The sequence below is a fragment of the Photobacterium malacitanum genome, assembly GCF_900185615.1.
GTDB classification, from domain to species: Bacteria; Pseudomonadota; Gammaproteobacteria; order Enterobacterales; family Vibrionaceae; genus Photobacterium; species Photobacterium malacitanum.
The window spans coordinates 724,615-750,673 of sequence record NZ_FYAK01000001.1 but is presented as its reverse complement, the minus strand read 5'-3'; the positions used below and the strand labels follow the sequence as shown (position 1 = coordinate 750,673).

The following is a 26,059-nucleotide window of genomic DNA, read 5'->3' as shown; positions in this document are numbered from 1 at the left end:
ATCGATAGGCTGTATAAGGATGAATATTTCGCACTTTATGTCTCTCTTGGCTAGATAAAATAAAAGATTAACAAGGATTCAGCGTAGCTGTTAGCGGCTACATTAACCATAGAGTCTATAACTGTCAACTTATCTTTATCGTGTAAATTATTGTTTACAAGTTATTGTTGTGGAATGATAACAATCGATAATAAAGTCAATGCATAATATTCTATCTATGAGTTGAGGTTAGGCATAAACTGTATTTAGTAATCAAGATTTTATAAGGAATAACAACCATGCTTAATATAGTGATGATCAGCACCGGTGAAGAAGTACTGTATGGCGATATTACTGATACAAATGCTGCATGGTTATCAGCACTGTTTTTTGAGCAAGGTTTTGCCATGACACGCCGAGTAACGGTGGGTGATGATTATGAAACATTGGCTAAAGAAATTGAGATGTGCAGTTTAAGTGCTGATATTGTGATCGTAAATGGTGGTTTAGGGCCAACATCAGACGATCTGACAGCGGCATCTGCAGCGATGGCAGCCAATGTTGGACTTGAACAATCCAACGCTTGGGTTGCTGAAATGACAGCGAAATATCAGCAACTTGGGCGAGCAATGCCTGAGGCTAACCTTAAACAGGCAATGCTACCTGAAGGTGCTGAATTAATTGACAATCCTGTTGGTACAGCTTGTGGATTTATGATGCAATTAAATCGAGCATGGCTATTTTTTACACCAGGTGTACCGAGTGAGTTTAAAGTCATGGTAAAAGGTCAGATTTTGCCGCGGCTACAGACCATGTTTAAGGTAGTGAACAGCAAGGTTTGCCACCGTCTTTATACTTATGGGCTGTCTGAATCTAGTATCAGTGATCTTTTTCAAGTACTGATATTGCCTGATGGGTACAGCTTAGGTTATCGCTCATCATTGCCTTTTATTGAAATAAAATTATTTGCACCTCAAGACGGCACCCAAGTAACGGCACTATTATCACAAATGAAAGCTTTACTTGGCGATAACATCGTTGGTGACGGATGTCCACTACTTGATACGATTGCGAACTTATTACCTCAACAAGCATCGTTAGCATTATCAGAGCAAAGCTCGGGTGGATTTGCGATTAATTGGCTCCAAGATGTGCCAGCATTGAGCACCAAACTTGCTATTAGTGAAGTTATGGCTGATAACATAGATGATCATGCTGATGCTGAAGAATTATCAACATTAATTGCATTACGTGCGCAACGATTACATTTACATGCACCGGCTACTTATACGCTAACAACCGGGCCGTCATCTACTGAAGGTGGGTTTATGCTAGGCCTTACAACACCTGATGGCTGCTGGTGTCAGCAATTGGTATTTAAGCGTCAATATAATAATTATCATCGACGTTGGATTATAGCAACGGTTATGTTTGATATGTTACGCCGCCATTTACAAGATAAAGAAGTCTTTGGTTGTTATGAGTCATTAGAGCGTATTGCAACTGAGGTACTATAATAAAAGACGTTTATAATCACAGTGTAATGGCTGTTTTTGTTATTTTGAATACTGTATTATTGAAAAGATAAGTGATAGTATTCAACTAATTTAGTGGCTAATCATTGCTGGTATGCTCCAAAATAGACCAACACCAATGATGATTTGCGTAAAGATAAGTAACCTAATTTCTGCAAATAAGCGTATGTAAATTTAAGGAAAAAGAATGGCTTTTAAATTAAAAAAAGTAGTATTAGCGACATCAGTAATCTTATCGGCGTTGATGCTACAAGCCTGTAATGATAATGAAGCAACAGTGAAGGCACCTCAGCAACCAGCAGCTGTTGTCAAAGCAGAGCAAGCCAATATGAAACCATTAGAAGTCAGTGTTATCTATTTAGATCGTCGTATGTTACCACCAGGTGCGGTGCTGAATGTTGCGCTTGAAGATGTATCTCTTGCTGATGCGCCATCTGTCACATTGAGTTCTGAATCAATGGATATTGCTGGCTCACCTCCTTATCCTGTTACGTTAAATTATGACGCAAATAAAATAAAAGCGAATCACCGTTACAATGTACGTGCAACAGTGAAAGTCGACAATAAGTTAATTATGACTTCTACAATGGCGATGGATCCGTTTGCTGCTGATGCAAAACAGCCATTAGAAGTTAAATTAGATCGTGTTGCACCATCTCAAAATACTGCTCCACAAGCGGCACAACCAACGCTTGCTGGCCCACAATGGCAATTAGTGACATTATCAGGTCAAACTGTACAACCTGGTGCTGGTGGTAACAATGCTTTTATTCAGTTTGATACAACAACAAATACAGTAAGTGGTTTTTCTGGTTGTAATAACTTCCATGGTACATTAACCGCGAAAACGGCATCAACGCTGACAATTGGGCAAGCAGCATCAACACGTAAAATGTGTATGGAAGGGATGGAATTAGAACAAGCATTCCTGGCTGCATTACCTGAATTTGCAAGTTATAGTATTAATAATGATATATTAAGTATTAAAGATAATAACGCTAATACGATAGCGACATTTAAAATAAAGTAATTTTTAATAACTAATAAATAAAAGCGTAATAAAAGATGTTTTTCTTTTATACGCTTTTTTTATATCTATTAGTCTTTGAATGATAAATAAAAAACTATTACATAGTTTATGTATTCAAAACATGCAAAAAAAAAGGTTATTTTTTTCTGTATAAGTCAGAATATTTAAATATATCATTAACAAATAAACCGACCTTAAAATTTTAAATTATACTTGTTTCGATATACCACAGTGATAGGTAATTTTATCGAAATATTATTGTTATTAAAATAATTAATAAGGTAGTTTACGTTATGAGTGGAAACAGTAACAAAATGGGGCTAATGGGGTTAACGACCATAGTTACCGTTAATATGATGGGATCGGGGATAATATTATTACCCTCCAGTCTAGCTGCAACAGGAGGAATTGCATTACTTGCATGGGGTGTTACCGCAATAGGAGCATTAGCAATCGCTTATGCTTTTGCTAAATGTGGTATGTATTGTACCGACGATGGTGGTATGTCCGCCTACGCTGAAAAAGCACATGGTAAATCCAGTTTTTTTATTGCCTCTTATACTTATTATGTGTGCCTTGTTATTAGTGCTGTCGCTATTTCTGTTTCATGTGTCGGTTACTTAGAATATTTTATTCCGTGGTTAAAAGAAACGCCAATTCATACCTTTGTTGGTGTTATTTCTATCCTTATTATTACTATGTTTGCCAACGTCAAAGGTGCCAAAATAACCGGACAAATATCCACAGTCACTGTATGGGGAATTATAATTCCAGTACTTGGATTATCAATTATTGGTTGGTTTTGGTTTGATGCTAAAATTTTTGAAGAAGCTTGGAACCCCCATGATATCTCAGTTGGAAGCGCAATTTACTCGGGAATGGCATTAACATTATGGGCATTTTTAGGTATTGAGTCGGCGGGGGCAAACTCAGGTACAGTTGAAAATCCTAAACGCAATGTTCCGCTTGCATGTATGTTAGCGACGATATTTTCAGCGGCGACGTATATAGCCTCAACAACGGTTATTCAAGGCATTATTCCTAACGAAATTTTAGCAAAATCTGATTCTCCATTTGGGCTAGTATTTGCACAAATGTTTAGTCCATTAGTGGGAGAAATTATTACAGCAATGGCGATTATGGCTTGTGTAGGCTCGCTACTTGGGTGGCAATTTACCAATGCACAGGTATCAAAAGTTGCAGCTGATATGCGCCTATTTCCCAAAGTTTTTGGTGATGTAAATAAATATGATGCGCCATTTAAAGGCATGATGATCATGTTAGCCTTTGAATTATTACTTGCAGTTATGACTATTTCGCCAACATTATTAAAACAATTTAATGTATTAGTAAACTTAGCTGTATTTATTAATATGGTGCCTTATGTATTAGCGTTAACTGCTCTCGGAATAATTATGAGACAAAGTAACGTGAGTAAGAAAGAATATAATAACGGTATATTTGTTGGTTCAATTGCTGTGTTATATAGCATTTATGGTGCATATTCTACCGGTGAGGAGGCGGTATTTTATGGCGCTATTATTACGTTGCTAGGTTATTTCTTCTATGGGTTTATTGCTAGCCGCGAAGCTATTAATAATAAAGTGTCATCGTGAGTTGTATTGTCGTAAGCGAAATATTAATTACTAGTCTGATATTAAAGGATTGTATATGTTGAATTATGGTAAACATATGAGAGTATTAATTTTTGATAACTCTCAAGCTACGGGAGTAGTTGCAAATGCTATCGACCGATTAGTTGAACAATTTGAAGATGAATCAATTATTGTCGTCAAAGCATCTACTTATGATGATTGCTACTCAATGCTCAACGTTAATATGGCGATTGATTGCTTTATGTTGACCTCAAGTATGACGGGCCAACAACAAGAAGAGAATGATATGTTTTTTTCTCTGATTGATAAATTGAATCAACGCCAACAAGGTGTACCTGTTTTTTTACTCGCAGAGCGTAAAAAAATGACCTTAACCGTTGATCGTCATTTAATGTCATTAGTGAGTGAGTTTGCATGGATTTTAGAAGATACCTCTGATTTTATGGCTGGCCGTGCAATTGCTGCAATGCAACGTTATCGTGAGCAGTTATTACCGCCTCTTGCTAACGCAATGATGAAATATGACAGTGTGCATGAATATTCATGGGCAGCACCAGGTCACCAAGGTGGGGTCGGTTTTCTAAAAACACCTGAAGGTCAACGTTTCTATAATTATTACGGTGAAGGACTTTTCCGCTCAGATATGGGTATCGAGCGTGGCTCTTTAGGCTCATTACTTGATCACACTGGTGCTTTTGGTGAAAGTGAAGATTACGCCGCAAAAGTGTTTGGTGCTGATAAATCCTATTCATTAGTCACCGGTACTTCTGGTGCTAACCGTACTATCATGCAAATTTGTATGAGAGAAAATACCCTCGCTATTTGTGACCGAAATTGTCATAAATCAATTGAGCAGGGGTTAATGTTAACTGGGGCATTGCCTGTTTATATGGTTCCTACTCGTAATCGCTACGGTATTATCGGGCCGATTTATCCCGATCAAATGTCACCGGAAGGGCTGAAAAAATCAGCAGAAAGCAGCGAGTTAACCAAAGATAAAGCAGGTAACATGGCCACTTATTCTGTGGTGACAAACTGTACCTATGATGGTTTATGTTATAACGCTAAACGTGCGCAAGATATTTTAAGTGAAAGTAGTAATCGAATTCACTTTGATGAAGCATGGTATGGTTATGCTCGCTTTAATCCTATCTACACCGATCACTTTGCAATGCGTGGTGAGCCACAAGATGCGCCTGATGATGGACCAACAGTATTTGCTACCCATTCGACCCATAAATTATTAAATGCACTTTCTCAAGCGTCATGGATTCATGTCCGTAATGGTAAAGATCATATTAATTTTGAACGCTTTAATCAGTCGTATATGATGCATGCAACCACATCACCGTTATATGCAATCAGTGTTTCAAATGATATCGCAGTGTCACAAATGGCGGGTAATCGTGGTGAGTCGTTAACCAATGAAGTCATCAAAGAAGCCGTTGATTATCGCCAAGCGATGGGACGTTTACATCGTGAGTTTGTTGCTGATGGTGATTGGTTCTTTAAACCATGGAATGCGGAGTCTATTGTTGATCCCGATACCGGAATTGAATATGCGTTTGAAGATGCCCCTGCTGAATTATTGGCGACGAATCAAGATTTTTGGATCATGAAGCCCGGTGATAAATGGCATGGTTTCGATGATATTCCGCAAGATTGGTGTATGCTTGATCCAATCAAGGTCAGTATCTTAGCTCCAGGAATGGGAGATGATGGTAAGTTACTTGATTCTGGTGTCCCTGCGGCTTTAGTGACTCAATATCTTACGCGTTTTGGAATTGTGCCGACTCGAACGACAGACTTCCAAGTGATGTTCTTATTTTCAATGGGAATAACCAAAGGTAAGTGGGCAACGCTAGTTAATACCTTACTCAGTTTTAAAACCCATTATGACAATAATACCCCTCTGAAATCAGTTCTACCTGATTTAGCCGCAAGCTATCCTCATGTATATGGTGATCTAGGCTTAAAAGACTTAGGTAATAAGATGTTTAGTTACCTAAAGACCCATACGCCATCAGAAATGTTAAATGCTGCTTACTCAACGCTACCTAAGGCTGAGATCACACCTCGAGCCGCTTTTGAGGCCATTGTGGCTGACAACGTTGAAATGGTGCCATCGAATAAACTGCAAGGGCGTATTGCCGCTAATGCTGTTATTCCTTATCCACCAGGTATTCCGATGCTGATGTCAGGTGAGAATTTTGGCGATGCTAATAGTCCTCAGATTGGATATTTACATAGCTTAGAAATTTGGGATAAAGAGTTTCCTGGTTTTGAGCATGAAACGGAAGGGACTGAAGTTGAAGAGGGCATTTATCACGTAATGTGTGTGAAGTAGTTAGTGACCGTCCTGACAAATAAACATAATAGCTCTTTATTGTTGTTCGTGATTGAAATAATCACATAGCATTAAAGAGCTACTTTAGTTTTAGCTGCTGGGAGAGCAGTATTAAGTTGATAATCAAAATGAACTTCAATATTTTGTTGCGGTATAGAACAACAGCTTAAGATTTCGTTTGGACCAATAAAAGCGAGAGCATCTTGTTGAGTAACTGAGCCTGAGATAAGCTGACATCGACACGCGCCACAGATGCCATTACGACATTGATATTCTGGCTTAATGCCTGCTTTTTCTAGTTGGGTTAATAAAGGTTCATGGCGATTGCCACAAACCTTAATACCATTAACCGTAAAGGTTAGTTGACTCACAATTCAAAATCACCAAGATCATCAGCACTAATATCATTGTCGATTTGACCGACAAGATATGAACTTATTTCTGCTTCTTGAGGAGCAACTTGAACATTATCAGATGATAACCACGAGTTGATCCATGGAATTGGATTTTGATTTGCGCCGTCATAAGCAGGACGTAGACCTACTGCAACCATACGTAAATTAGTAATGTATTCAACATATTGGCATAATATTTCTTTATTGAGACCAATCATTGAGCCATCTTTGAATAGGTATTCTGCCCACTCTTTTTCTTGTTCAGCTGCCGCTTTGAAAATACTGAAGCACTCTTCTTCACATTCCGCTGCAATGGTTGCCATTTGTGGATCATCATGGCCATTACGTAACAGGTTCAACATATGCTGAGTTCCCGTTAAGTGCAATGCTTCATCACGTGCAATTAGCTTGATGATTTTAGCATTGCCTTCCATTAGCTCACGCTCAGCAAAAGCAAATGAACAAGCAAAACTAACATAGAAACGGATCGCCTCTAATGCATTGACTGACATTAGGCATAGGTAAAGTTTCTTTTTGATGTCATGCAGATCAACAGTGAAAGCAATTCCATCAGCTGAATGTTGACCTTCACCATAACGATGATAATCATTGGTTGCTGCGATTAAATCATCATAGTATTTAGAAATATCACCAGCACGCTTAATAATATGTTCGTTACGGACTATATCATCGAAAATAAGTGATGGGTCATTAACGATATTACGAATAATGTGCGTATAAGAGCGCGAATGGATCGTTTCTGAAAACGACCATGTTTCAATCCATGTTTCTAATTCTGGTAGCGAAACGATAGGCAACAATGCTACGTTTGGACTACGACCTTGAATGGAATCAAGTAGAGTTTGATATTTTAAATTACTGATGAAAATATGCTTTTCATGATCTGGTAAATTATTGTAATCAATGCGATCACCAGAGACATCTACTTCTTCTGGACGCCAAAAGAAAGATAATTGCTTTTCAATCAATTTTTCGAAAATTTCAAATTTTTGTTGGTCATAACGAGCAACATTGACTGATTGACCAAAAAACATTGGTTCTTTAAGTTGGTCGTTGCTAGTTTGACAAAAAGTACTATAGGCCATGATATCCTCAAATCACAAGGGAGCCATAAGACTCCCTTTTGAATGCTTAAATTTTACAACTAGTACAGTCATCGCCACTCAGATCGCTTTGGCTATCAGATGCGCCATCTCGAGTGTTATGGTAGTACAGTGTCTTAACACCTAATTTATAAGCATTAAGCAGATCTTTTAGTAACAGTTTCATTGGAACTCTGCCACCAACTTGCTTGCTCGGATCGTAGTTAGTATTTGCCGAGATAGCCTGATCAATAAATTTCTGCATAATGCCAACAAGTTGTAGGTAGCCATCGTTGCTGCCAATATTCCAAAGTAACTCGTAGTTGTCTTTGTATTTAGCAAACTCAGGAACAACTTGCTTGAGGATACCATCTTTTGATGCCTTAACGGAAACGTATCCACGCGGTGGCTCAATACCATTAGTCGCATTTGATATTTGTGATGATGTTTCTGATGGCATTAATGCAGATAAGGTTGAGTTACGCAAACCGTGAGTTTTAATCTCTTCGCGTAAGGTTTCCCAATCGTAATGCAATTTTGCACTACAGATATTATCGATATCTTTTTTGTAAGTATCGATTGGTAAAATACCTTGAGCATAAGTAGTTTCGTTAAATAACGGGCATGGGCCTTGTTCTTTTGCCAAATTAACCGATGCTTTCAATAAGTAGTATTGAATCGCTTCAAAAGCTTCGTGAGTAAGGTTATTAGCACTACCGTCAGAATAGCGTACACCATGCTTAGCAAGGTAATAAGCAAAGTTGATAACACCAACACCCAATGTTCGACGGTTCATGGTTGAACGGCGAGCTGCAGGTAATGGGTAATCTTGGTAATCTAATAATGCATCAAGTGCACGCACTGTTAGCTCAGCAAGCTCTTCTAAGTCATCTAAGGTATCAATTGCACCTAAGTTAAATGCAGATAATGTACATAATGCTATTTCACCATCTTCATCTTCAACATTACGCAATGGCTTGGTTGGTAGTGCAATCTCAAGACATAGGTTTGATTGACGAATCGGTGCAACAGCCGGATCAAATGGGCTGTGGGTATTACAGTGGTCAACGTTTTGAATGTAGATACGACCAGTAGATGCGCGTTCTTGCATTAGCAATGAGAATAGGTCAACCGCTTTAATCGATTGTTTCTTAATGCTTTCATCTTGTTCGTACAAGTTATATAGACGTTCAAATTCTACTTGATCAGCAAAAAAGGCATCATATAGTCCAGGAACATCAGATGGAGAGAACAATGAGATGTTCTGGCCTTTGATTAAACGGGTGTACATTAATTTGTTAATTTGTACACCGTAATCCATATGACGAACACGGTTTTCTTCTACACCACGGTTGTTTTTAAGTACTAATAGAGACTCAACTTCGCGATGCCAAATCGGGTAGAATAACGTTGCTGCACCACCGCGAACACCGCCTTGAGAACAACATTTAACTGCTGTTTGGAAGTATTTATAGAATGGAATACAACCGGTATGGAAGGCTTCACCACCACGAATTTCAGAGCCTAAAGCACGGATTCGGCCAGCATTGATACCAATACCTGCACGTTGTGAAACATAACGTACAATTGAGCTTGCTGTGGCGTTGATTGAATCAAGGCTATCGTCACATTCGATCAATACACAAGAGCTGAATTGACGTGTAGGCGTACGCACACCAGACATGATCGGTGTTGGTAGTGAAATTTTAAATGTTGAAGACGCATCATAAAAACGTTTGATGTAATCAAGACGAGTCTCTTTCGGGTACTTATTAAATAGTGCTGCTGCAATTAATAAGTAAAGAAACTGTGCGCTCTCAAAAATTTCACCTGATACACGGTTTTGAACAAGATATTTACCTTCAAGTTGTTTAACCGCAGCATAAGAGAAATTCATGTCGCGCCAGTGATCGATAAAGGTATCCATCACTGCAAATTCTTCTTCAGTGTAATCGTCTAGTAAGTGGCTATCATACTTACCTTTAGCAACTAAATTTTTAACATGCTTAAATAGCGTTGGCGGCTCAAATTGACCATAGGCTTTTTTACGAAGATGGAAAATTGCCAATCGAGCTGCAAGATATTGGTAATCAGGCGTTTCTTCTGAAATAAGATCAGCTGCCGCTTTGATGATAGTTTCGTGAATATCATCAGTACGAATACCGTCATAAAACTGGATGTGTGACTTTAGTTCGACTTGAGAGACCGATACATTTTCTAGGCCTTCAGCAGCCCAATCTATAACACGGTGAATCTTGTCGAGATCGATAAGTTCTTTACGGCCGTCGCGCTTAGTAACTGTTAGTTGTTGAGTCATTTTTTGTTATTTTCCCAGTTTTCCTTGCAGATGATATTTTTTTGCACTTTATCTATTAGATTAGCAAAGAATGTGATCTTTATTATAAATACTGTTATTTAGCTAAAACACTATATGTTGGGGTGTTTAGCGAAAGTGTTTACAAGATAGTGGTGAATGAGTGGTTTTGCAAGATGGTATTTTTTGAGCGGCTGTGGATAACATGGGGATTTAAAAAAAAAGTTAGTACCAACTCACTGATGTAGCGAATAGCATCAAATAGATAGTAAAAATCAATGCTTTCTCAGTTATTTTTTTAGATAAATAAAATTTATTTTTATTGCTTTTTAGCTGCGAATTTGAACTAAGAAAATGGTGGTTTTTTAACTAAATAAAGTGTTAATAGCCCTTGATCTTATTGATTTTTTTTGATTTGAAAATCTTAGATAGAATTGCATTTGTTAGCACTATGTAGCTAAAAGGAGATAAAGTCATCTCCTTTAATATTCGCTTTGGGTTGCCTACAATGGCTTGATGGTATGAACGATATAATTCACATCAACGTTATTACCCAGACTATAGCTGTTGGTGAGCGGATTGTAGTGAAGTCCAATAATATGACGATCTTGTAGTGGTGTATGATCAATCATCGCCATTAATTCTGATGGACGAATAAATTTTTGATGGTCATGTGTTCCTTTGGGAACTAATTTCATGACATATTCTGCACCAACAATGGCAAACAAATACGATTTAATATTGCGATTTAACGTTGAGAAGAAAACATGTCCGCCAGGTTTTACCATTTTGGCACATGCAGCAATCACTGATGCAGGATCAGGCACATGTTCTAGCATTTCCATACATGTGACGACATCGTAAGTTTGATGGTGATGCTCTGCATGTTCTTCTGCTGTAGATTGAACATAATCAAGTTTAGTGCCGGTCTCTAAAGCATGTAATTTTGCTACCATTAATGGCTCTTTGCCCATATCAAGGCCAGTAACATTAGCCCCTTCAATCGCCATACTTTCGGCTAAAATGCCACCACCACAACCAACATCAAGTACTTTTTTGCCAAATAAGCCATTAGCATTATCAATGATGTAATTTAAGCGTAACGGATTAATTTGATGAAGTGGCTTAAATTCGCCGTCTAGATCCCACCAGCGTGAGGCTATTTGTTCAAATTTTTCGATTTCTGCAAGGTCAACATTGCGTGATTTGGTCATGATTGTGGGGCCATTTTCCTTAATTGATAGTCACTATTATGCGAAATAAAGCGCTAGTTGCAAAGGATAACTGCGATAAACGCTGATTGAGAAGAGGATATTGATAATAACAAAAGTATATGGTCGCCAAGTACAATTATGCTACTTGGCGAAATGAAGTATTACTCATTAAAACCATTTATTGTGGTTGGAATCAGTTCTGGTGTGAACATACCGCCAAACACAGTAGTAATAGCAAGAATGAGCATTAAAATGTATTTACCTATAATGATTGATAGACCAATTATGTTAATAGCTGCACCCATTACTTTATCCTCAGTAAGTTTATGCATTAACAAGCTCGGAATGTTTAATGTAACGTTGGCGTTATTTTAAACATCAATATATTCGTTATTGCGAAATAGGCCCTTTAGCGCAATAACAAATAGTTTATATAGTGTGTGCAATTATGATGATAGATAAATGGTCAAATGTCGCATTTTTGATTTTATTTTGTTAATTTTAAGCCATTCCACCTATAAAACTGTGTTACATCTTATTTTTACAAATGGTTACACACTCTGTAGGTTAAAAGAGAGTAGTGTAGGTGGTCAGTATAATGAGCAATAAATAAACAGTGGAGTGCGGTTAATCCACAGATGTGACGATGTTTGTTTCTGTTTTCTTTAAATTCCGCTAAATTACTCATAACATAAGTCGTGAAAGGTGGTCTATTTAGGCTGAAATATGCTATATTATTGCACCTTGCACGTATAAAAATACGACAGAAATTACCTGAGGGATATTGGCTCCATGAGCGATCTTGCAAAAGAGATCACGCCCATAAATATAGAAGAGGAGCTGAAAAGCTCTTATCTCGACTACGCGATGTCAGTTATCGTTGGTCGTGCTCTTCCTGATGTGCGTGATGGCCTTAAGCCTGTGCACCGCCGCGTTTTATTCGCGATGAATGTGCTAGGCAATGACTGGAATAAAGCATATAAGAAATCTGCCCGTGTGGTAGGTGATGTTATCGGTAAGTATCACCCACATGGTGATAGTGCTGTATACGATACTATTGTACGTATGGCACAACCGTTTTCATTACGCTACATGCTCGTAGATGGTCAAGGTAACTTCGGTTCAATCGATGGCGACTCTGCCGCTGCGATGCGTTATACCGAAGTCCGTATGTCTAAAATTGCCCATGAATTATTGGCTGACTTAGACAAAGAAACGGTTGATTACGTTCCTAACTATGATGGAACCGAGCAAATACCAGCAGTTTTACCAACAAAGATCCCTAACTTATTAGTGAACGGTTCTTCTGGTATTGCGGTTGGTATGGCAACGAATATACCACCTCATAACCTTGGCGAAGTGATTAATGGCTGTTTAGCTTATATTAATGATGAGAACATCACCATTGATCAGCTAATGGAATATATTCCAGGTCCTGACTTCCCAACAGCTGCAATGATCAATGGCCGTAAAGGTATCGTTGACGCTTATCATACTGGTCGCGGTAAAGTTTACATGCGAGCCAAAGCTGAAATCGAAACTGAAAAAAATGGTCGTGAAACCATTATTGTTCATGAGATTCCATACCAAGTTAACAAAGCGCGCTTAATTGAAAAAATTGCCGAGCTTGTTAAAGATAAGAAAGTTGAAGGAATTAGTGCACTACGCGATGAGTCTGACAAAGACGGTATGCGTATTGTTATCGAATGTAAGCGTGATGCAGTTGGTGAAGTTGTTTTAAACAATCTTTATGCTCAAACTCAATTACAAACCACATTTGGTATCAACATGGTTGCGCTTGATAATGGCCAACCTAAGATCTTTAACCTTAAAGAAATGATTAAGTGCTTCGTTAATCACCGCCGTGAAGTGGTGACGCGTCGTACTATTTACGAATTGCGCAAAGCGCGTGATCGTGCTCATATCCTTGAAGGTTTGGCTCTTGCACTAGCGAATATTGATGAAATTATTGAATTAATTCGTCAAACAAATACACCAGCAGAAGCTAAAGCAGCTTTAGTTGCTCGTGGTTGGCAGTTAGGTAACGTTGCAGCAATGCTTGAGCGTGCCGGTACCGATGCCGCGCGTCCAGACTGGCTAGAAGAGCAGTTTGGTATTCGTGATAATCAATACTATTTAACTGAGCAACAAGCTCAAGCGATTCTTGATCTACGTCTGCACAAGCTAACGGGCCTTGAGCACGAAAAGATCCTTGAAGAATACAAAGCGCTACTTGATGAAATCGCTGAACTAATGTTCATTCTATCTAGCTCTGAGCGTTTGATGGAAGTGATCCGTGAAGAATTAGAGCTAGTTAAAGATCAGTTTAGTGACGAGCGCCGTACTGAAATCACTGCGGCAAGTAACGACATCGATTTAGAAGATCTGATCACTAAAGAAGATGTTGTTGTTACGCTTTCTCACGAAGGTTATGTTAAGTACCAAGTTTTAAGCGACTACGAAGCACAACGTCGTGGCGGTAAAGGTAAAGCAGCAACGCGCATGAAGGAAGAAGACTTCATTGAACGTTTGTTGGTTGCTAATACCCATGACACGATTCTATGTTTCTCTAGCCGCGGTCGTATGTACTGGTTGAAGGTATATCAATTACCATTAGCAAGTCGTACAGCACGTGGTAAGCCTATTGTGAATATTCTACCGCTTGAAGAAAATGAGCGTATTACCGCTATTCTTCCTGTAGGTGAATACAGTGAAGATAAGTTTGTCTTCATGGCAACAGCTGATGGTACTGTTAAGAAAACACCATTAACTGACTTTAGTCGTCCTCGTAGTGCCGGTATCATTGCGGTTAACCTACGTGAAGGCGATTCATTGATCGGTGTTGACGTAACTGACGGCGATTGCGATATCATGCTGTTCTCGGCATTTGGTAAAGTAGTACGTTTCTACGAAAGCCCGGTGATTGATGCTGAAGGCAACGCGAAAGGCGGTGTTCGTGGTATGGGCCGTACAGCAGCTGGTGTTCGTGGTATCAAGCTTGCTGAAGGCGATAAAGTTGTTTCGTTAATTGTTCCACACAATGAAGGTGATATTCTTACAGTAACTGAAAATGGTTACGGTAAGCGTACTGAGCTTGCTGAGTACCCGGCAAAGAGCCGTGCAACGCAAGGTGTGGTATCAATTAAAGTCTCTGAGCGTAACGGTAGCGTAGTTGGTGCTGTTCAAGCTGAAGAGGGCGATGAGTTTATGATGATCACCAACGGTGGCACACTGGTTCGTACTCGTGTTGCTGAAGTTAGCCGTGTTGGTCGTAATACTCAAGGTGTGACGCTTATTCGTACAGCCGAAGATGAAAAAGTTGTTGGCCTACAACGTATTGATGAGCCTGCTGAAGTAGAATTAATTGACGATGCAGAATTAGTTGATGGTGAAGCTGTTGCAAATACAGAACAACCAGCAACAGACGCAGAATCAGGTGATTCAACCGAGCAAGAATAAGTCTTATAGGGCTTTATTCTAAATAAAACGCAGCCATTGAGCTGCGTTTTTTTTATCTTCATATTGATAAGCTAAGGAATCTTGAATTAAACCTTTAAAGTTGCGCAATAAAGGTGTAAAAATAAATAAATGATCTCTATCACAATGTTGAGATTTATTGTTAATGTCTGTTTTGTAATGCTAAAAGCAGTATAACGTATGGTGTTATTAGCTTTATGAAGTAGTCACTTTTTATTTTGTAACTCGAGCAGGAGCAAGTACAACATTATGGATAAGGTTTATAACTTTTGTGCCGGACCGGCAATGATCCCCGCTGATGTAATGGCGCAAGCCCAGCAAGAATTCATTAACTGGCAGGGGTTAGGCACTTCCGTTATGGAAATAAGCCATCGTAGTAAAGAATTTCTTGCGGTTGCCGCTCAGTCAGAACGAGATCTACGTGAACTACTCAATATACCCGCTAATTACCATGTACTGTTCTGTCATGGTGGTGCGCGAGGTCAATTTGCAGCAGTACCGTTAAACCTTTTAGGTGATGCTGAAACAGCCGATTATATGGATGGTGGTTTTTGGGCACACAGTGCTATAGAAGAAGCATCGAAATATTGCCAACCAAACAGTGTTGATATTACTTACGTTAAAGACGGTAAAAAGGCTATTTTACCTGCCAGTGAGTGGACGCTTTCAGAAGATGCAGCCTTTGTGCATTTTTGTCCTAATGAAACCATTGATGGCATAGAAATCCGTGACTTACCTATTACCGATAAACCTATTGTCGCTGATATGTCTTCAACTATTTTATCACGTCAAATTGATGTGTCTAAATATGGCGTCATTTATGCGGGCGCTCAAAAAAATATTGGTCCTGCGGGATTAACGATTGTTATTGTGCGTGATGATTTATTAGGTAAAGCAAAATCAATCCTACCGAGTATTTTAGACTATACCGTTTTAGTTGATAAAGAATCGATGTTTAATACGCCACCTACCTTTGCATGGTATTTAGCGGGTGAAGTGTTTAAATGGCTTAAAAGTGTTGGTGGCGTTGCTGCAATGGAGCAGCGTAATTTAGCAAAAGCAAAATTATTATATGATTTTATCGATCATTCTGATTTCTACATTAATGACGTTCATGCTGATAATCGCTCAGTGATGAATGTACCATTTCAATTGAAAAATCCCGAACTGGATGATGTATTTTTAGCTCAAGCAGATACTGCAGGATTAAAAGCATTGAAAGGGCATCGTGTGGTAGGTGGTATGCGTGCTTCTATTTATAATGCGATGCCATTAGAAGGTGTACAAGCGTTAGTTGACTTTATGCTAATGTTTGAAAAAAATAACGCCTAATTAAAACAAAAGTTTTGGTTATCATTAATAAAAATACACACAGCGAGTGTGTATTTTTTTTTATAAAAAGCATCAAAATAATATCTAGTTACAATGTTTTTGATTGAGCATTAATATTTGATATATATAATCTAGCATTCATTTCTCTTGTTATGTGAATATATGCGCAAAAGCCCAGTATTAAAATCATATTACAACGAATATATTCGTGATATTTCAGTTGTATTTTTATTATTACTGCCTCTGATTATTTGTAATGCGATTACGTTATTTGTTGGTTACGGCTTAAATTGGGTTAAATTTAGCGATTTAGCTAATATCTTCTTTTATTTTTCTAATCTCTTAATTGGTATCTACCCGATAGCATTATGTTTGATCACTAGTTATTATATCGCTACAAAGCATGGCGTAAATGCAATGGTGGTTGTACCATATTCATTACTACTCTTCATTGCAGTATCAGTGCCTAATGCATTAGTATCAGCACAGACAGGATTACCTAATAATCCGTTGATTGCCTTACTCGCTGCAATGATTTCTGCAATCTGCTGTATTTCTTTTCGTCTTTTTCCATTAGATCCATCTCGAATTGACTTTGTAAGTACGCTTTATAAACATGTATTACACTTTTTTTGTTTTCTTCTGTTAACTGTTTTTTTAGCAAAATTCACAACGATTATTATCGAGTTAAGTAGAGACGTTCGCCATGATATCTCTCTCAATCCATTGACTTTTTATGGTGGTTTAGCCTATCAATTTGTTTTAGGCTTATTAGGGGCCATTGGTATAAACGGTCATAACTTTCTATTCAGAGCAAAACAACAGTTATTTGAAAATACTCAGCAAAATATTGCCGATTGGCAAGCTGGAGACGCTGCTTTAAATATACTAGGGCAGGGTTTTTATGATGCTTTTTTATCAATTGGAGGCTCAGGAAATACCATAAGTTTATTATTATGTGTATTATTATTTTCAAAAGAAAGAAGGCATATTACATTAGCGTTATCGGCATTACCGTTAGTCATTTTTAATATTAATGAGCTGTTGTTATTTGGTTTACCCATTATTTTTAATCCTATATTAATTGTTCCTTTTGTATTTGTACCATTAGTGAGTTTTGTAGTTGTGTATAGCGCAATGACGATTGGATTGGTAAACCCTGTGAGTACCATTGTTGATTGGATGACACCGCCATTGATTAGTGGTTATATTGCTACTCAGCACAGTTTTTCTGGAGTGGTATTACAGCTGGTGGTAGTTATTATTGGCATTGCTATTTATCGACCATTTTATTTACATTTCGTTGGACAAAGCGAAAGCAATAATATGGCTATAAGCCGGCAGCATGAATTAGGCCGTAGTACACTAAAATTATTTTTAGGTGATGTTACTCAAGCAATGACTAGCTATATAAGTAAGCATGATATTAGCCGTCGTGTCAGCCGAATGCTGAGTCACGGTGAATTTGTCATGTATTATCAGCCTCAAATCTATTTGAATAATAATCCAGGTTTCTCTTTTGAATCACTTATTCGTTATAAAGATTCAGATGGTAAACTATTACCGCCACTCTTTATTCAAGACTTTCAGCAATTAGGTGCGATGAAACAACTTGATAAAATGGTCATTGATTTAGTGTTGGTCGACATGCAAAAAATGCCATTAACACTTAATTGCAAAGTAGCTATTAATATCTCAACAGAAACCATTTCAGATAAACATATCGTGGCTTACATTGTTGAGCGGTTGAGTTTTTATAACATTTCACCATTAAACTTAGAAATAGAGATCACAGAAGAAGCTATTATTGATAATGATAAGCTGGTTTCTGAAAATATTGCTGTATTACAAGCATTAGGGATAACTGTTGCGATTGATGACTTTGGTTCAGGTTATGCTTCTTTTCCACATTTACTCAAGTTTAACTTTGATAAAGTAAAGTTAGATCGTTCATTACTTTTTAATATTGACAATGAACGCGAGAGAAATTTATATCAATTATTAGCAAAAATCAGTGAAGTAACCGGTTGTGTTTTGGTTGCTGAAGGGGTTGAAACTCGAGCCGAAAAACAATTTGTCAAACAGTGTGGTATTGATATCTGCCAAGGTTTTTATTTTGCTAAACCGATGCCACTTGATGATGCATTAACGTGGTCGAAAACAGTAACTGAATCTAGTAATGATTTTGTAGTGTAGTTGCAATGTAATATTTCATTTTTATGGTGTGGTTTTTACTTTATGAGTAAAAATAAAGAGTAGGATCACTGACACTCTTTCACTGTATAAGAATGTTATGGATCCACTTATCTTTTTTGTTTGTTTATTAGTTTTTATTGGTGGATGTTTTATCCAAAGTACACTTGGTTTTGGCATGGGAGTCGTTGCTGGACCATTTATTTTGATGCTTGAGCCACGGTTAATGCCGAGTGCGATTGTTGTTATCGGCATGTTTATGTCGGCAATTGTGTGGTATCAATATCGGCATGCTTTATCATTGCGGTTTTTAATTTTTGCTTTTTTGGGGCGACTACCAGGAACACTGATTGCTGCTTATGTTCTGATGGTAATCACTACCGATCAATTAGAAATCATGTTGGGAGTTACAGTTTTAGCAGCGGTAATTTTAAGTTTAGCGAAATTACGATTAGCGCCAACATCAATTAATTTATTTATTGGCGGTTTAATTTCAGGTGTGACAGGTACTGCGACCGGTATTGGCGGCCCACCAATTGCTTTATTAATGCAGAATGAAGAACCAGAAACTATTCGTGCTAATTTGGCGGCTTTTTTCTGTTTAACCAATATTATTTCATTGATTGCGTTGCATTATTCTGGACGGTTTACGATGGTTGATTTTACTAGCATTATTTGGCTACTGCCTGCACCTATTATTGCCAGTGTTATTGCATTTCGTGTTCGTCATAAAATTAAAAAGCAGGTGATGCAATACGGCGTATTAGTACTATGCTCTTTATCTGCAGTCGTTTCATTATCACAAGGTTTACATGTGTTTAGTTAGAACAATAGCAGCTTATATTGCAAATTAAGCTGTTATTGAACATAAAAATAGCGATGTTACTGTTGAGGGTAAATTAATTTATCGGTATTAAACCCTGCTTGTTGTGCAAGAGTAAGATATTTATTAAGTACTGTTGAGGAGAGGGTTTTGTTGCGTGCTAAAATCCATAAATAGTCATAATTATAGCTGCTCACCAATGCTGCAGAATAATCCTTTTCAAGCGCAAAGATAATATAGCTACCATAAAAAGGCCCAAAGAAGGATACTTTTAGATGGCCAATATTAGGCTGTTCGACAAATTTTGCTTTACCCTGTGCTTGTTGCCATTGCTGGTCGGTAATATTAAAGCCTCGATTAATCACTTTAATACTCTTGTCTGGATTTAAACTATAAGTGGCCGTTACCTGTTCTAAACCGCGTTCAAAGCTATGATCTAATCTTGCTATTTCATACCATTGGCCTAAATAGCGATTTACATCAAAATGTGTAATAGGTTCAACGTTATTAGGCTTACCAGTTGTACAGCCAGTTAGTAGACTCAAGCAACAAATACAATAAAACCATTTAATATAAGTAGGCATCCATTATTCCTTAACTTATGCTTGTGGATGTGAAAAAGTGACCTCGGCGGTAAAAGTAACCTCGTTATCAGTTATCGTGAATGGCCACTGCATACGCTCACAAATACGTTGCACAATCACTAATCCACACCCATAACCTTGGTTATAAATTTCATTACCATCATGGCGATTGATGATTGTTAAGCGATCATGGGTTAATTTTATTTCTATATCTCCAATACTATAGCTAAATGCATTTTTGATTAGATTATTAATAATAATAGTAATAAAACTGAGCGGCGCATTAATCGTTGCGGCGTGATTAATCTCAAGATAGTAGCTTGCATCCTGTTTGGCAAATAAAGGTTCCATAACCACTAATTGCTGATGTAGCTGATCGGCAAGATGGCATTGAGTAAAATGATGCCCCTCAATTGACTCTTTGCCTAATAATAGAAAAGTTTCAGTTAGAATCCGCATATCATCACTGGCTTGATGTAATCGATTAATGGCTTTTTTAGCGACATTGGGTTGATTAGGGACTTTATTGAGTAAATCTGTCGATCCCTGAATAATCATGATTGGTGTACGCAGTTCATGAGATGCAAAACGGCTAAATTCTTTTTCACGTTGAAAAAATCCAGCAATATTATTTTTACTATCAAGTAATGCTTGTTCAATTTCACGAGTTTCCCGGTACTGGGTTTCAACCTCAAAAGAGGGTTGATCTGGTGGCATTTGGCGAATTTTCTGATCTATTTTCGCTAATGGCTGTGATAAAGAACGTACAAAATAAAAGCTGTATCCCCCCATGATTAATGAGAGTAATAGCCCAAAAATAAACGTGAAATAATGGAGACTATCTTCATAATCATCAAGGTAATCATCAGCATCATCTTGATAAATAACATACATCAACCCTCTTCCTGAGGGATGATCAAATACTAAAAAATGTTTATCCTCAGTGCCGCGCAGATGTTCAAAAAAGCCGGGTTGATTATATTTTTTTAACCAATTTGGTAATGATTTTTCACTCCAGTAACTTTTAAACTCACTGTTATTAGGCAGTGGAGCGTTATCACCCATTTCTTTATAGTCGATAACATATTGGCTTGATTCTTTGTCTAACCAATGATGAAGGCTAATTACTTCTAATTGGTTTTCTGCGATATAGATAACAACCCAGAATAGAACAAACATGCCAAATGTCATTAATCCAAAGCTTAAACCGACTTTACGATAAATGCTGGGGAAATTATGCTGCTTTGATACGGTAACCTTGTCCATGAATGGTCTCTAATCGTGAAGTGGCAAAATCTTTATCAATCGCATTTCGTAATCCATAGATATGGCTGCGTAGGGCATCACTAGACGGGGATTCATCGCCCCAAACAGCATCGATTACTTGCTGACGACTAACAATATTGGGGGCATGATGCAGTAATACTTTGAGTATTTTAAATTGAATCCGGCTTAACTTAATGATTTTTCCATCGCGACTGACTTCATCACTGCGGTTATTCATTACAATATCAGCGAATTTTAATAGGCCAATGTCTTGTCTTGGACCTCTATTAGCTAAAGCATATAAGCGTAAGCACAGTTCTTCCATTGCAAATGGCTTTAATAAGTAATCATCACCACCTGCTTTAAATGCAGCAACTTTGTCTTCAAGAGTATCTTTGGCGGTTAAGAACAAAATTGGCGTACCGCAGTAGAGATCATTACGGATTTTTTGAACGGCCACAATACCATCTATTTTAGGCATCATAATATCCATAATGATGACGTCATAATGGTTATTTTCAATAAAAGAGAGTGCTGCTTGGCCATGATAAGCACAATCAGCAGTTATACCTTCTAGCTCTAAGTAATCTGCAATCGTTTCAACAATCTGATGATTATCATCAACAATAAGAATTTTCATCTTTTTTATTTCGCTCTTCACGAATACTTCACGTTTGAGGCAGTAGTATACGCTCCAATAAAACAATATTCATAATTTGTTCATAAAAAGGTTTGTATTCATGAAGAAAATCACATTGGCGACATTAATTGGTCTCGTTGTTACTGGTTGTGGCGGTGGCGGCGGTGATGATAGTGCAGCACCTCAACCACCTGTTGAGACAAAACCACAAGCTGTTCAAGGTACAATTAATGCCGTTAATGTTGGCGCTAATACGATAGAAGTTAATGGTCACAGTTATAATGTAGCGTCAGTCGCGTATGGTACAGATACCCAGTTTACAATTAATGATCTTCAACAAGACATGATGGTTGCTGTTTCTACTTCATCAAAAGTCGGGGCACAAGTTCAATTAGAACCAACCATGGTGGGTAGGGTTACAAATATTGATCGTGCTAAGTCAACATTTGTTGTTAATGGTGCGACATTAAAGTTCCGCCTTAATCAACATATTGACGTTGGCGATTGGGTGATGGTGTCATCGCTACCACAAGCAACTGACGCTGGCCTTGGCTATAAAGTACTTTCAGTCGTGAAATTTGAGCATGAGGGTATTGTTGGGCAGTATGAAGTTGAAGGGCGCTTATCAGCACTAGATTCGAACGTTAAATCATTTGTATTAGGTGCTGCAACTAACGTTGATTATAGCGGTGCCGTAATTGAAGATAATACGAAATTGCAAAATGGTCAGTGGGTTGAAGTAAAAGGTCAAATGAGTGGTAACACCTTTAATGCCGCGGAAGTTGAAGTCGAAACCTATGATGATTTTGATAATGACAATGAAATTGAAGGTGTTGTAACCTGGGTTAGCCGTGATAAAAGCCAGTTTGAGTTAAATGCCCGTGGTCGATTTATGGTGACAGGAGTCACTCGCTTTGAAGATGGCACTAAAGCTAACTTAAATGTTGGAGTGAGGATTGAAGTTACAGCACTGAACGGCATCGCGCGCGAGATTGAATTTGAAAATGATTTCGATGGTGATTTTGGTGACTCTTGGCATGAATTTGAATACAAAGGTATTGCATCAAACGTCGATAGTGAAGGTATGTTTACTATTGGTTTAAATCAACGAAAGATCTATATTGATGCTTACACTGAGTTTGATGATGGTTTAAATAAAGATAATATCGGTGGCTTCCGTGTTGAAGTTGAGGGGGTAATCATTAACGGTAAAAACGTTGCACGTGAAATCGAGCGTGAAGATGATTAAATAACCTCGAACCTCAAGCGTCTCTTATATTTAAGACGCTTGAGGTATTTAAGAGTTTCGATTTTTTATTGATGGTGATTAGTCATTAATGCAAAATTGTTGTTCTAAATAGCACTGAATTGATTGTTCACTTGCATCAAATTGTGGTGAGGGCACTTGAGTCGGATCAACCCATAACCATCCCTCGCATTTATCCGGTTCTTTTAAGGTTAATTGACCGCTAAATTGTGTCGCGAGTAGAGCGACACTAATATAATGTTTACCGGATTCGTGATAGGTGGCGAGGTTATTCGTTACAGCAATCACTTGTGGTTCGTAAATAGTTAGCCCGGTTTCTTCTTCTACTTCACGAATAGCACATTGGCTAAACGTCTCACCTAACTCCATATGGCCACCTGGAATCGAGTAATACGGTGCATGACTATTTTTACGTTTACCGATTAATATTTGTCCTTGCTGGTTTACAATAATAATTCCAATTCCAACCATCGGTGTTACGGCACTCATTCTTACTCCAATATTCACCGTTGTCATATTTTACTACTTTACCGTAATTACTGTGCTGATGGTGGAACAATATTAAACCAAGTTATCAAATACTAAAAAAACTGCCGCTAGATAACTGTGACATTATTGGGTACTCTGCTAGATAAGAAAAATTAGGATTGGAAGAATAATCAATGGAAAGTTTAACCCTAGCGCCGATTGCCAAAGTTAACGGTGAAGTGAACCTACCGGGTTCAAAAAGTGTATCGAATCGTGCTTTATTATTAGCAGCATTAGCGAAAGGAACTACACGGCTAACTAACTTATTAGATAGCGATGATATTCGCCATATGCTTAATGGATTAAAGCAACTTGGGGTTAATTATCGTTTATCTGCCGATAAAACAGAATGTGAAGTTGATGGTTTAGGTCAGGCCTTTAGCTCGTCAAAGCCGCTTGAGTTATATTTAGGTAATGCTGGCACGGCAATGCGTCCTTTAGCTGCCGCACTATGCCTAGGGGCTGGTGAATATACACTAACCGGTGAACCGCGCATGAAAGAGCGCCCAATTGGTCACCTTGTTGATGCGCTCCGTAGTGCTGGTGCAGATATTGCCTATCTTGAGAATGAAAACTACCCACCCTTAAAGATTATTGGTACTGGTCTGCAAGGCGGTGAAGTTGAAATTGATGGCTCGATATCAAGTCAGTTTTTAACTGCTTTCTTAATGGCTGCACCTTTAGCGCAAGCTGATACTGTAATTAGTATTAAAGGTGATTTAGTATCAAAACCTTATATTGATATTACGCTACATATTATGGCCCAGTTTGGGGTTGAAGTTGACAATCATAATTATCAACAGTTCGTCGTTCGAGGTAATCAAAGCTATGTTTCCCCTGGCGACTTATTGGTTGAAGGCGATGCTTCTTCGGCGTCGTATTTCTTAGCTGCAGCTGCGATTAAAGGCGGTGCAGTGAAAGTTACCGGTATTGGTAAAAAGAGTATTCAGGGTGATATTCAATTTGCAGATGCATTGGCTGCAATGGGGGCTGATATCGAGTGGGGCGATGATTATGTTATTGCACGTTGTGGTGAATTAACTGCTGTTGATATGGATTTTAATCACATACCTGATGCGGCAATGACAATTGCAACAACGGCATTATTCGCTAAAGGCACAACATCGATTCGTAATGTTTACAACTGGCGTGTGAAAGAAACAGATCGCTTAGCTGCTATGGCGACTGAATTACGTAAAGTTGGCGCAATAGTTGAAGAGGGCAGTGATTATATTACTATTACACCACCAACAACATTGAACCATGCTCAAATTGACACTTATGATGATCATCGTATGGCAATGTGTTTTTCGCTGGTGGCTTTAAGTGATACTCCTGTAACAATTAATGATCCTAAATGTACCTCAAAAACTTTTCCTGATTATTTTACTAAGCTTCAGGGCTTAAGTGTTTAGTTTTTATTGTTCGATTGTTGATATTTAAGTTTACAGTAGTACTAGCCTGATGTGATTGCATCAGGCTTTTTAATTGGTGTAAAAAGGTCGTATTGAAAGGTAATAACTCTATAAATTTAAGATTTTTTTCCGTATAATGCACCACCGTTTGATGGCTAACCTTAATTTGGGTTAAGTTACTGCTATTACGGATACATATTCGGAGAAAACTTATGTCTACTCATGCTCCAGTCATTACTGTTGATGGGCCAAGTGGCGCCGGCAAAGGCACACTATGTATGCTATTGGCAGAAAAACTTGGCTGGAATCTGCTCGATTCTGGTGCGATTTACCGTGTTCTTGCACTTGCAGCACTTCATCATGGTGTAGATACTGAATCAGAGGATGCTTTAGTGCCACTGGCTGCACATCTTGATGTTCAGTTTGTTGCTGAAGGTGAGTTGGTTCGAGTTATTCTTGAAGGCGAAGACGTTTCAAATACACTTCGTACTGAAAAAGTAGGCAATGCTGCCTCTAAAGTTGCCGCATTACCGCGAGTACGTGAAGCTTTATTACGTCGTCAGCGTGCATTTAGTGAGCAACCAGGCTTAGTGGCTGATGGTCGAGATATGGGCACGGTGGTATTCACATCTGCTGAAGTGAAAATTTTCTTAGACGCCAGTGCCGAAGAACGTGCAACTCGTCGTATGAATCAGTTGCAAAAAAAAGGCTTAGATGTTAGCTTTAGCAGCCTTTTAAGTGAAATCCAGGAGCGAGACTACCGCGATCGCAATCGTGCCGTAGCGCCTTTACGTCCTGCAGATGACGCTTTAGTGCTTGATTCGACTGAAATGTCGATTGAACAAGTACTAGAAAAAGTCTTGGCATATGTTGATGCTAAGCTAAAATAAAGAATCCATATTTAGCTGCATAAGTGGCTAAATAACGTCGGTGTCATGGATGATAACTGACTTTATTATCAACCCCATGCGGTAGGATACCCATGGTTGTTTATCATATTG

The 26,059-nt window shown here is 38.2% G+C and carries 20 protein-coding genes; 11 read left to right on the top strand and 9 right to left on the bottom strand.

Going from position 1 to position 26,059, the window contains the following annotated elements:
* The first annotated feature begins 278 nt into the window (after nucleotides 1-278).
* The 4 genes from PMAL9190_RS03300 to adiA all read left to right on the top strand — a co-directional run bounded on the left by PMAL9190_RS03300 (nucleotide 279) and on the right by adiA (nucleotide 6,507).
* A complete protein-coding gene (locus tag PMAL9190_RS03300) occupies nucleotides 279-1,496 on the top strand; it encodes a CinA family nicotinamide mononucleotide deamidase-related protein (RefSeq protein WP_087843902.1) in 1,218 nt (405 codons plus the stop codon).
* 205 nt (nucleotides 1,497-1,701) lie between these two features.
* Nucleotides 1,702-2,544, top strand: a complete 843-nt coding sequence (locus tag PMAL9190_RS03295) for an META domain-containing protein (RefSeq protein ID WP_087843901.1) — start codon at nucleotides 1,702-1,704, stop codon at nucleotides 2,542-2,544.
* A gap of 293 nt (nucleotides 2,545-2,837) precedes the next feature.
* Complete coding sequence (gene potE / locus PMAL9190_RS03290) at nucleotides 2,838-4,160, top strand: putrescine-ornithine antiporter (RefSeq protein WP_087843900.1); 1,323 nt, start codon at nucleotides 2,838-2,840, stop codon at nucleotides 4,158-4,160.
* A gap of 55 nt (nucleotides 4,161-4,215) precedes the next feature.
* Complete coding sequence (adiA, locus tag PMAL9190_RS03285) at nucleotides 4,216-6,507, top strand: arginine decarboxylase (protein ID WP_087843899.1); 2,292 nt, start codon at nucleotides 4,216-4,218, stop codon at nucleotides 6,505-6,507.
* Nucleotides 6,508-6,578: 71 nt separating this feature from the next.
* Here the strand turns inward: adiA and yfaE are convergent, their stop codons facing one another.
* From yfaE to PMAL9190_RS20160, 5 genes are all read right to left on the bottom strand, one after another.
* Nucleotides 6,579-6,878: a class I ribonucleotide reductase maintenance protein YfaE gene (yfaE, locus tag PMAL9190_RS03280; protein ID WP_087843898.1), complete on the bottom strand. Its 300-nt coding sequence runs from the start codon at nucleotides 6,876-6,878 to the stop codon at nucleotides 6,579-6,581.
* Nucleotides 6,875-8,008 (bottom strand): class Ia ribonucleoside-diphosphate reductase subunit beta, encoded by a 1,134-nt coding sequence (gene nrdB / locus PMAL9190_RS03275; RefSeq protein WP_087843897.1) that lies wholly within the window; start codon nucleotides 8,006-8,008, stop codon nucleotides 6,875-6,877. The genes yfaE and nrdB overlap by 4 nt, the downstream gene beginning before the upstream one ends.
* Nucleotides 8,009-8,054: 46 nt before the next feature.
* Nucleotides 8,055-10,322 carry a class 1a ribonucleoside-diphosphate reductase subunit alpha gene (nrdA, locus tag PMAL9190_RS03270; RefSeq protein WP_087843896.1) on the bottom strand — a complete coding sequence of 756 codons (2,268 nt, stop codon included), beginning with the start codon at nucleotides 10,320-10,322 and terminating at the stop codon, nucleotides 8,055-8,057.
* A 500-nt stretch (nucleotides 10,323-10,822) separates the two neighbouring features.
* Nucleotides 10,823-11,533: a bifunctional 2-polyprenyl-6-hydroxyphenol methylase/3-demethylubiquinol 3-O-methyltransferase UbiG gene (gene ubiG / locus PMAL9190_RS03265; RefSeq protein ID WP_087843895.1), complete on the bottom strand. Its 711-nt coding sequence runs from the start codon at nucleotides 11,531-11,533 to the stop codon at nucleotides 10,823-10,825.
* A gap of 161 nt (nucleotides 11,534-11,694) precedes the next feature.
* Entirely contained in the window at nucleotides 11,695-11,865 is a 171-nt protein-coding gene (locus tag PMAL9190_RS20160) for a hypothetical protein (protein ID WP_159458351.1), read from the bottom strand.
* A gap of 460 nt (nucleotides 11,866-12,325) precedes the next feature.
* On the opposite strand from PMAL9190_RS20160, the gene gyrA reads away from it, so the two are divergent.
* The 4 genes from gyrA to PMAL9190_RS03245 all read left to right on the top strand — a co-directional run bounded on the left by gyrA (nucleotide 12,326) and on the right by PMAL9190_RS03245 (nucleotide 19,361).
* On the top strand, nucleotides 12,326-14,992 hold the full coding sequence (gene gyrA, locus PMAL9190_RS03260) for a DNA topoisomerase (ATP-hydrolyzing) subunit A (protein WP_087843894.1): 2,667 nt from the start codon (nucleotides 12,326-12,328) through the stop codon (nucleotides 14,990-14,992).
* 267 nt (nucleotides 14,993-15,259) lie between these two features.
* Complete coding sequence (gene serC, locus PMAL9190_RS03255; RefSeq protein ID WP_087843893.1) at nucleotides 15,260-16,342, top strand: 3-phosphoserine/phosphohydroxythreonine transaminase; 1,083 nt, start codon at nucleotides 15,260-15,262, stop codon at nucleotides 16,340-16,342.
* 162 nt (nucleotides 16,343-16,504) lie between these two features.
* Nucleotides 16,505-18,538: an EAL domain-containing protein gene (locus PMAL9190_RS03250; protein WP_087843892.1), complete on the top strand. Its 2,034-nt coding sequence runs from the start codon at nucleotides 16,505-16,507 to the stop codon at nucleotides 18,536-18,538.
* Nucleotides 18,539-18,635: 97 nt separating this feature from the next.
* The gene (locus PMAL9190_RS03245) at nucleotides 18,636-19,361 is read left to right on the top strand and encodes a sulfite exporter TauE/SafE family protein (protein ID WP_087843891.1); all 726 of its coding nucleotides are present in this window, start codon (nucleotides 18,636-18,638) and stop codon (nucleotides 19,359-19,361) included.
* 56 nt (nucleotides 19,362-19,417) lie between these two features.
* Here PMAL9190_RS03245 and PMAL9190_RS03240 read toward each other — a convergent pair whose 3' ends face one another.
* Genes PMAL9190_RS03240 through PMAL9190_RS03230 form a run of 3 tightly spaced genes read right to left on the bottom strand, consistent with a single transcriptional unit; the run spans nucleotide 19,418 to nucleotide 21,848 of the window.
* Nucleotides 19,418-19,942 carry a lipocalin family protein gene (locus tag PMAL9190_RS03240; RefSeq protein ID WP_087843890.1) on the bottom strand — a complete coding sequence of 175 codons (525 nt, stop codon included), beginning with the start codon at nucleotides 19,940-19,942 and terminating at the stop codon, nucleotides 19,418-19,420.
* Nucleotides 19,943-19,957: 15 nt separating this feature from the next.
* Nucleotides 19,958-21,208 carry a sensor histidine kinase gene (locus tag PMAL9190_RS03235; protein ID WP_087843889.1) on the bottom strand — a complete coding sequence of 417 codons (1,251 nt, stop codon included), beginning with the start codon at nucleotides 21,206-21,208 and terminating at the stop codon, nucleotides 19,958-19,960.
* On the bottom strand, nucleotides 21,177-21,848 hold the full coding sequence (locus PMAL9190_RS03230; protein WP_087843888.1) for a response regulator transcription factor: 672 nt from the start codon (nucleotides 21,846-21,848) through the stop codon (nucleotides 21,177-21,179). Before PMAL9190_RS03230 ends, PMAL9190_RS03235 begins: the two co-directional genes overlap by 32 nt.
* A 100-nt stretch (nucleotides 21,849-21,948) precedes the next feature.
* On the opposite strand from PMAL9190_RS03230, the gene PMAL9190_RS03225 reads away from it, so the two are divergent.
* Nucleotides 21,949-23,097, top strand: a complete 1,149-nt coding sequence (locus PMAL9190_RS03225; protein ID WP_087843887.1) for a DUF5666 domain-containing protein — start codon at nucleotides 21,949-21,951, stop codon at nucleotides 23,095-23,097.
* Nucleotides 23,098-23,175: 78 nt separating this feature from the next.
* Here the strand turns inward: PMAL9190_RS03225 and PMAL9190_RS03220 are convergent, their stop codons facing one another.
* A complete protein-coding gene (locus PMAL9190_RS03220) occupies nucleotides 23,176-23,604 on the bottom strand; it encodes a nucleotide triphosphate diphosphatase NUDT15 (RefSeq protein WP_087843886.1) in 429 nt (142 codons plus the stop codon).
* Nucleotides 23,605-23,777: 173 nt separating this feature from the next.
* Between PMAL9190_RS03220 and aroA the strand changes: the two genes are divergently transcribed.
* Both aroA and cmk read left to right on the top strand, forming a co-directional pair.
* The gene (aroA, locus tag PMAL9190_RS03215; protein ID WP_087843885.1) at nucleotides 23,778-25,058 is read left to right on the top strand and encodes a 3-phosphoshikimate 1-carboxyvinyltransferase; all 1,281 of its coding nucleotides are present in this window, start codon (nucleotides 23,778-23,780) and stop codon (nucleotides 25,056-25,058) included.
* A 212-nt stretch (nucleotides 25,059-25,270) separates the two neighbouring features.
* Entirely contained in the window at nucleotides 25,271-25,948 is a 678-nt protein-coding gene (gene cmk, locus PMAL9190_RS03210; RefSeq protein WP_087843884.1) for a (d)CMP kinase, read from the top strand.
* Nucleotides 25,949-26,059 lie beyond the last annotated feature (111 nt).

What these genes read in the sequence shown, in the direction of transcription:
- cmk (WP_087843884.1), top strand. Translation starts at nt 25,271, where the DNA reads ATGTCTACTCATGCTCCAGTCATTACTGTTGATGGGCCAAGTGGCGCC.
- nrdB (WP_087843897.1), bottom strand. Translation starts at nt 8,008, where the DNA reads ATGGCCTATAGTACTTTTTGTCAAACTAGCAACGACCAACTTAAAGAA.
- PMAL9190_RS03235 (WP_087843889.1), bottom strand. Translation starts at nt 21,208, where the DNA reads ATGGACAAGGTTACCGTATCAAAGCAGCATAATTTCCCCAGCATTTAT.
- serC (WP_087843893.1), top strand. Translation starts at nt 15,260, where the DNA reads ATGGATAAGGTTTATAACTTTTGTGCCGGACCGGCAATGATCCCCGCT.
- gyrA (WP_087843894.1), top strand. Translation starts at nt 12,326, where the DNA reads ATGAGCGATCTTGCAAAAGAGATCACGCCCATAAATATAGAAGAGGAG.
- PMAL9190_RS03240 (WP_087843890.1), bottom strand. Translation starts at nt 19,942, where the DNA reads ATGCCTACTTATATTAAATGGTTTTATTGTATTTGTTGCTTGAGTCTA.
- PMAL9190_RS03250 (WP_087843892.1), top strand. Translation starts at nt 16,505, where the DNA reads ATGCGCAAAAGCCCAGTATTAAAATCATATTACAACGAATATATTCGT.
- potE (WP_087843900.1), top strand. Translation starts at nt 2,838, where the DNA reads ATGAGTGGAAACAGTAACAAAATGGGGCTAATGGGGTTAACGACCATA.
- PMAL9190_RS03295 (WP_087843901.1), top strand. Translation starts at nt 1,702, where the DNA reads ATGGCTTTTAAATTAAAAAAAGTAGTATTAGCGACATCAGTAATCTTA.
- adiA (WP_087843899.1), top strand. Translation starts at nt 4,216, where the DNA reads ATGTTGAATTATGGTAAACATATGAGAGTATTAATTTTTGATAACTCT.
- PMAL9190_RS20160 (WP_159458351.1), bottom strand. Translation starts at nt 11,865, where the DNA reads ATGCATAAACTTACTGAGGATAAAGTAATGGGTGCAGCTATTAACATA.
- PMAL9190_RS03225 (WP_087843887.1), top strand. Translation starts at nt 21,949, where the DNA reads ATGAAGAAAATCACATTGGCGACATTAATTGGTCTCGTTGTTACTGGT.
- ubiG (WP_087843895.1), bottom strand. Translation starts at nt 11,533, where the DNA reads ATGACCAAATCACGCAATGTTGACCTTGCAGAAATCGAAAAATTTGAA.
- PMAL9190_RS03230 (WP_087843888.1), bottom strand. Translation starts at nt 21,848, where the DNA reads ATGAAAATTCTTATTGTTGATGATAATCATCAGATTGTTGAAACGATT.
- aroA (WP_087843885.1), top strand. Translation starts at nt 23,778, where the DNA reads ATGGAAAGTTTAACCCTAGCGCCGATTGCCAAAGTTAACGGTGAAGTG.
- PMAL9190_RS03300 (WP_087843902.1), top strand. Translation starts at nt 279, where the DNA reads ATGCTTAATATAGTGATGATCAGCACCGGTGAAGAAGTACTGTATGGC.
- nrdA (WP_087843896.1), bottom strand. Translation starts at nt 10,322, where the DNA reads ATGACTCAACAACTAACAGTTACTAAGCGCGACGGCCGTAAAGAACTT.
- PMAL9190_RS03220 (WP_087843886.1), bottom strand. Translation starts at nt 23,604, where the DNA reads ATGAGTGCCGTAACACCGATGGTTGGAATTGGAATTATTATTGTAAAC.
- PMAL9190_RS03245 (WP_087843891.1), top strand. Translation starts at nt 18,636, where the DNA reads ATGGATCCACTTATCTTTTTTGTTTGTTTATTAGTTTTTATTGGTGGA.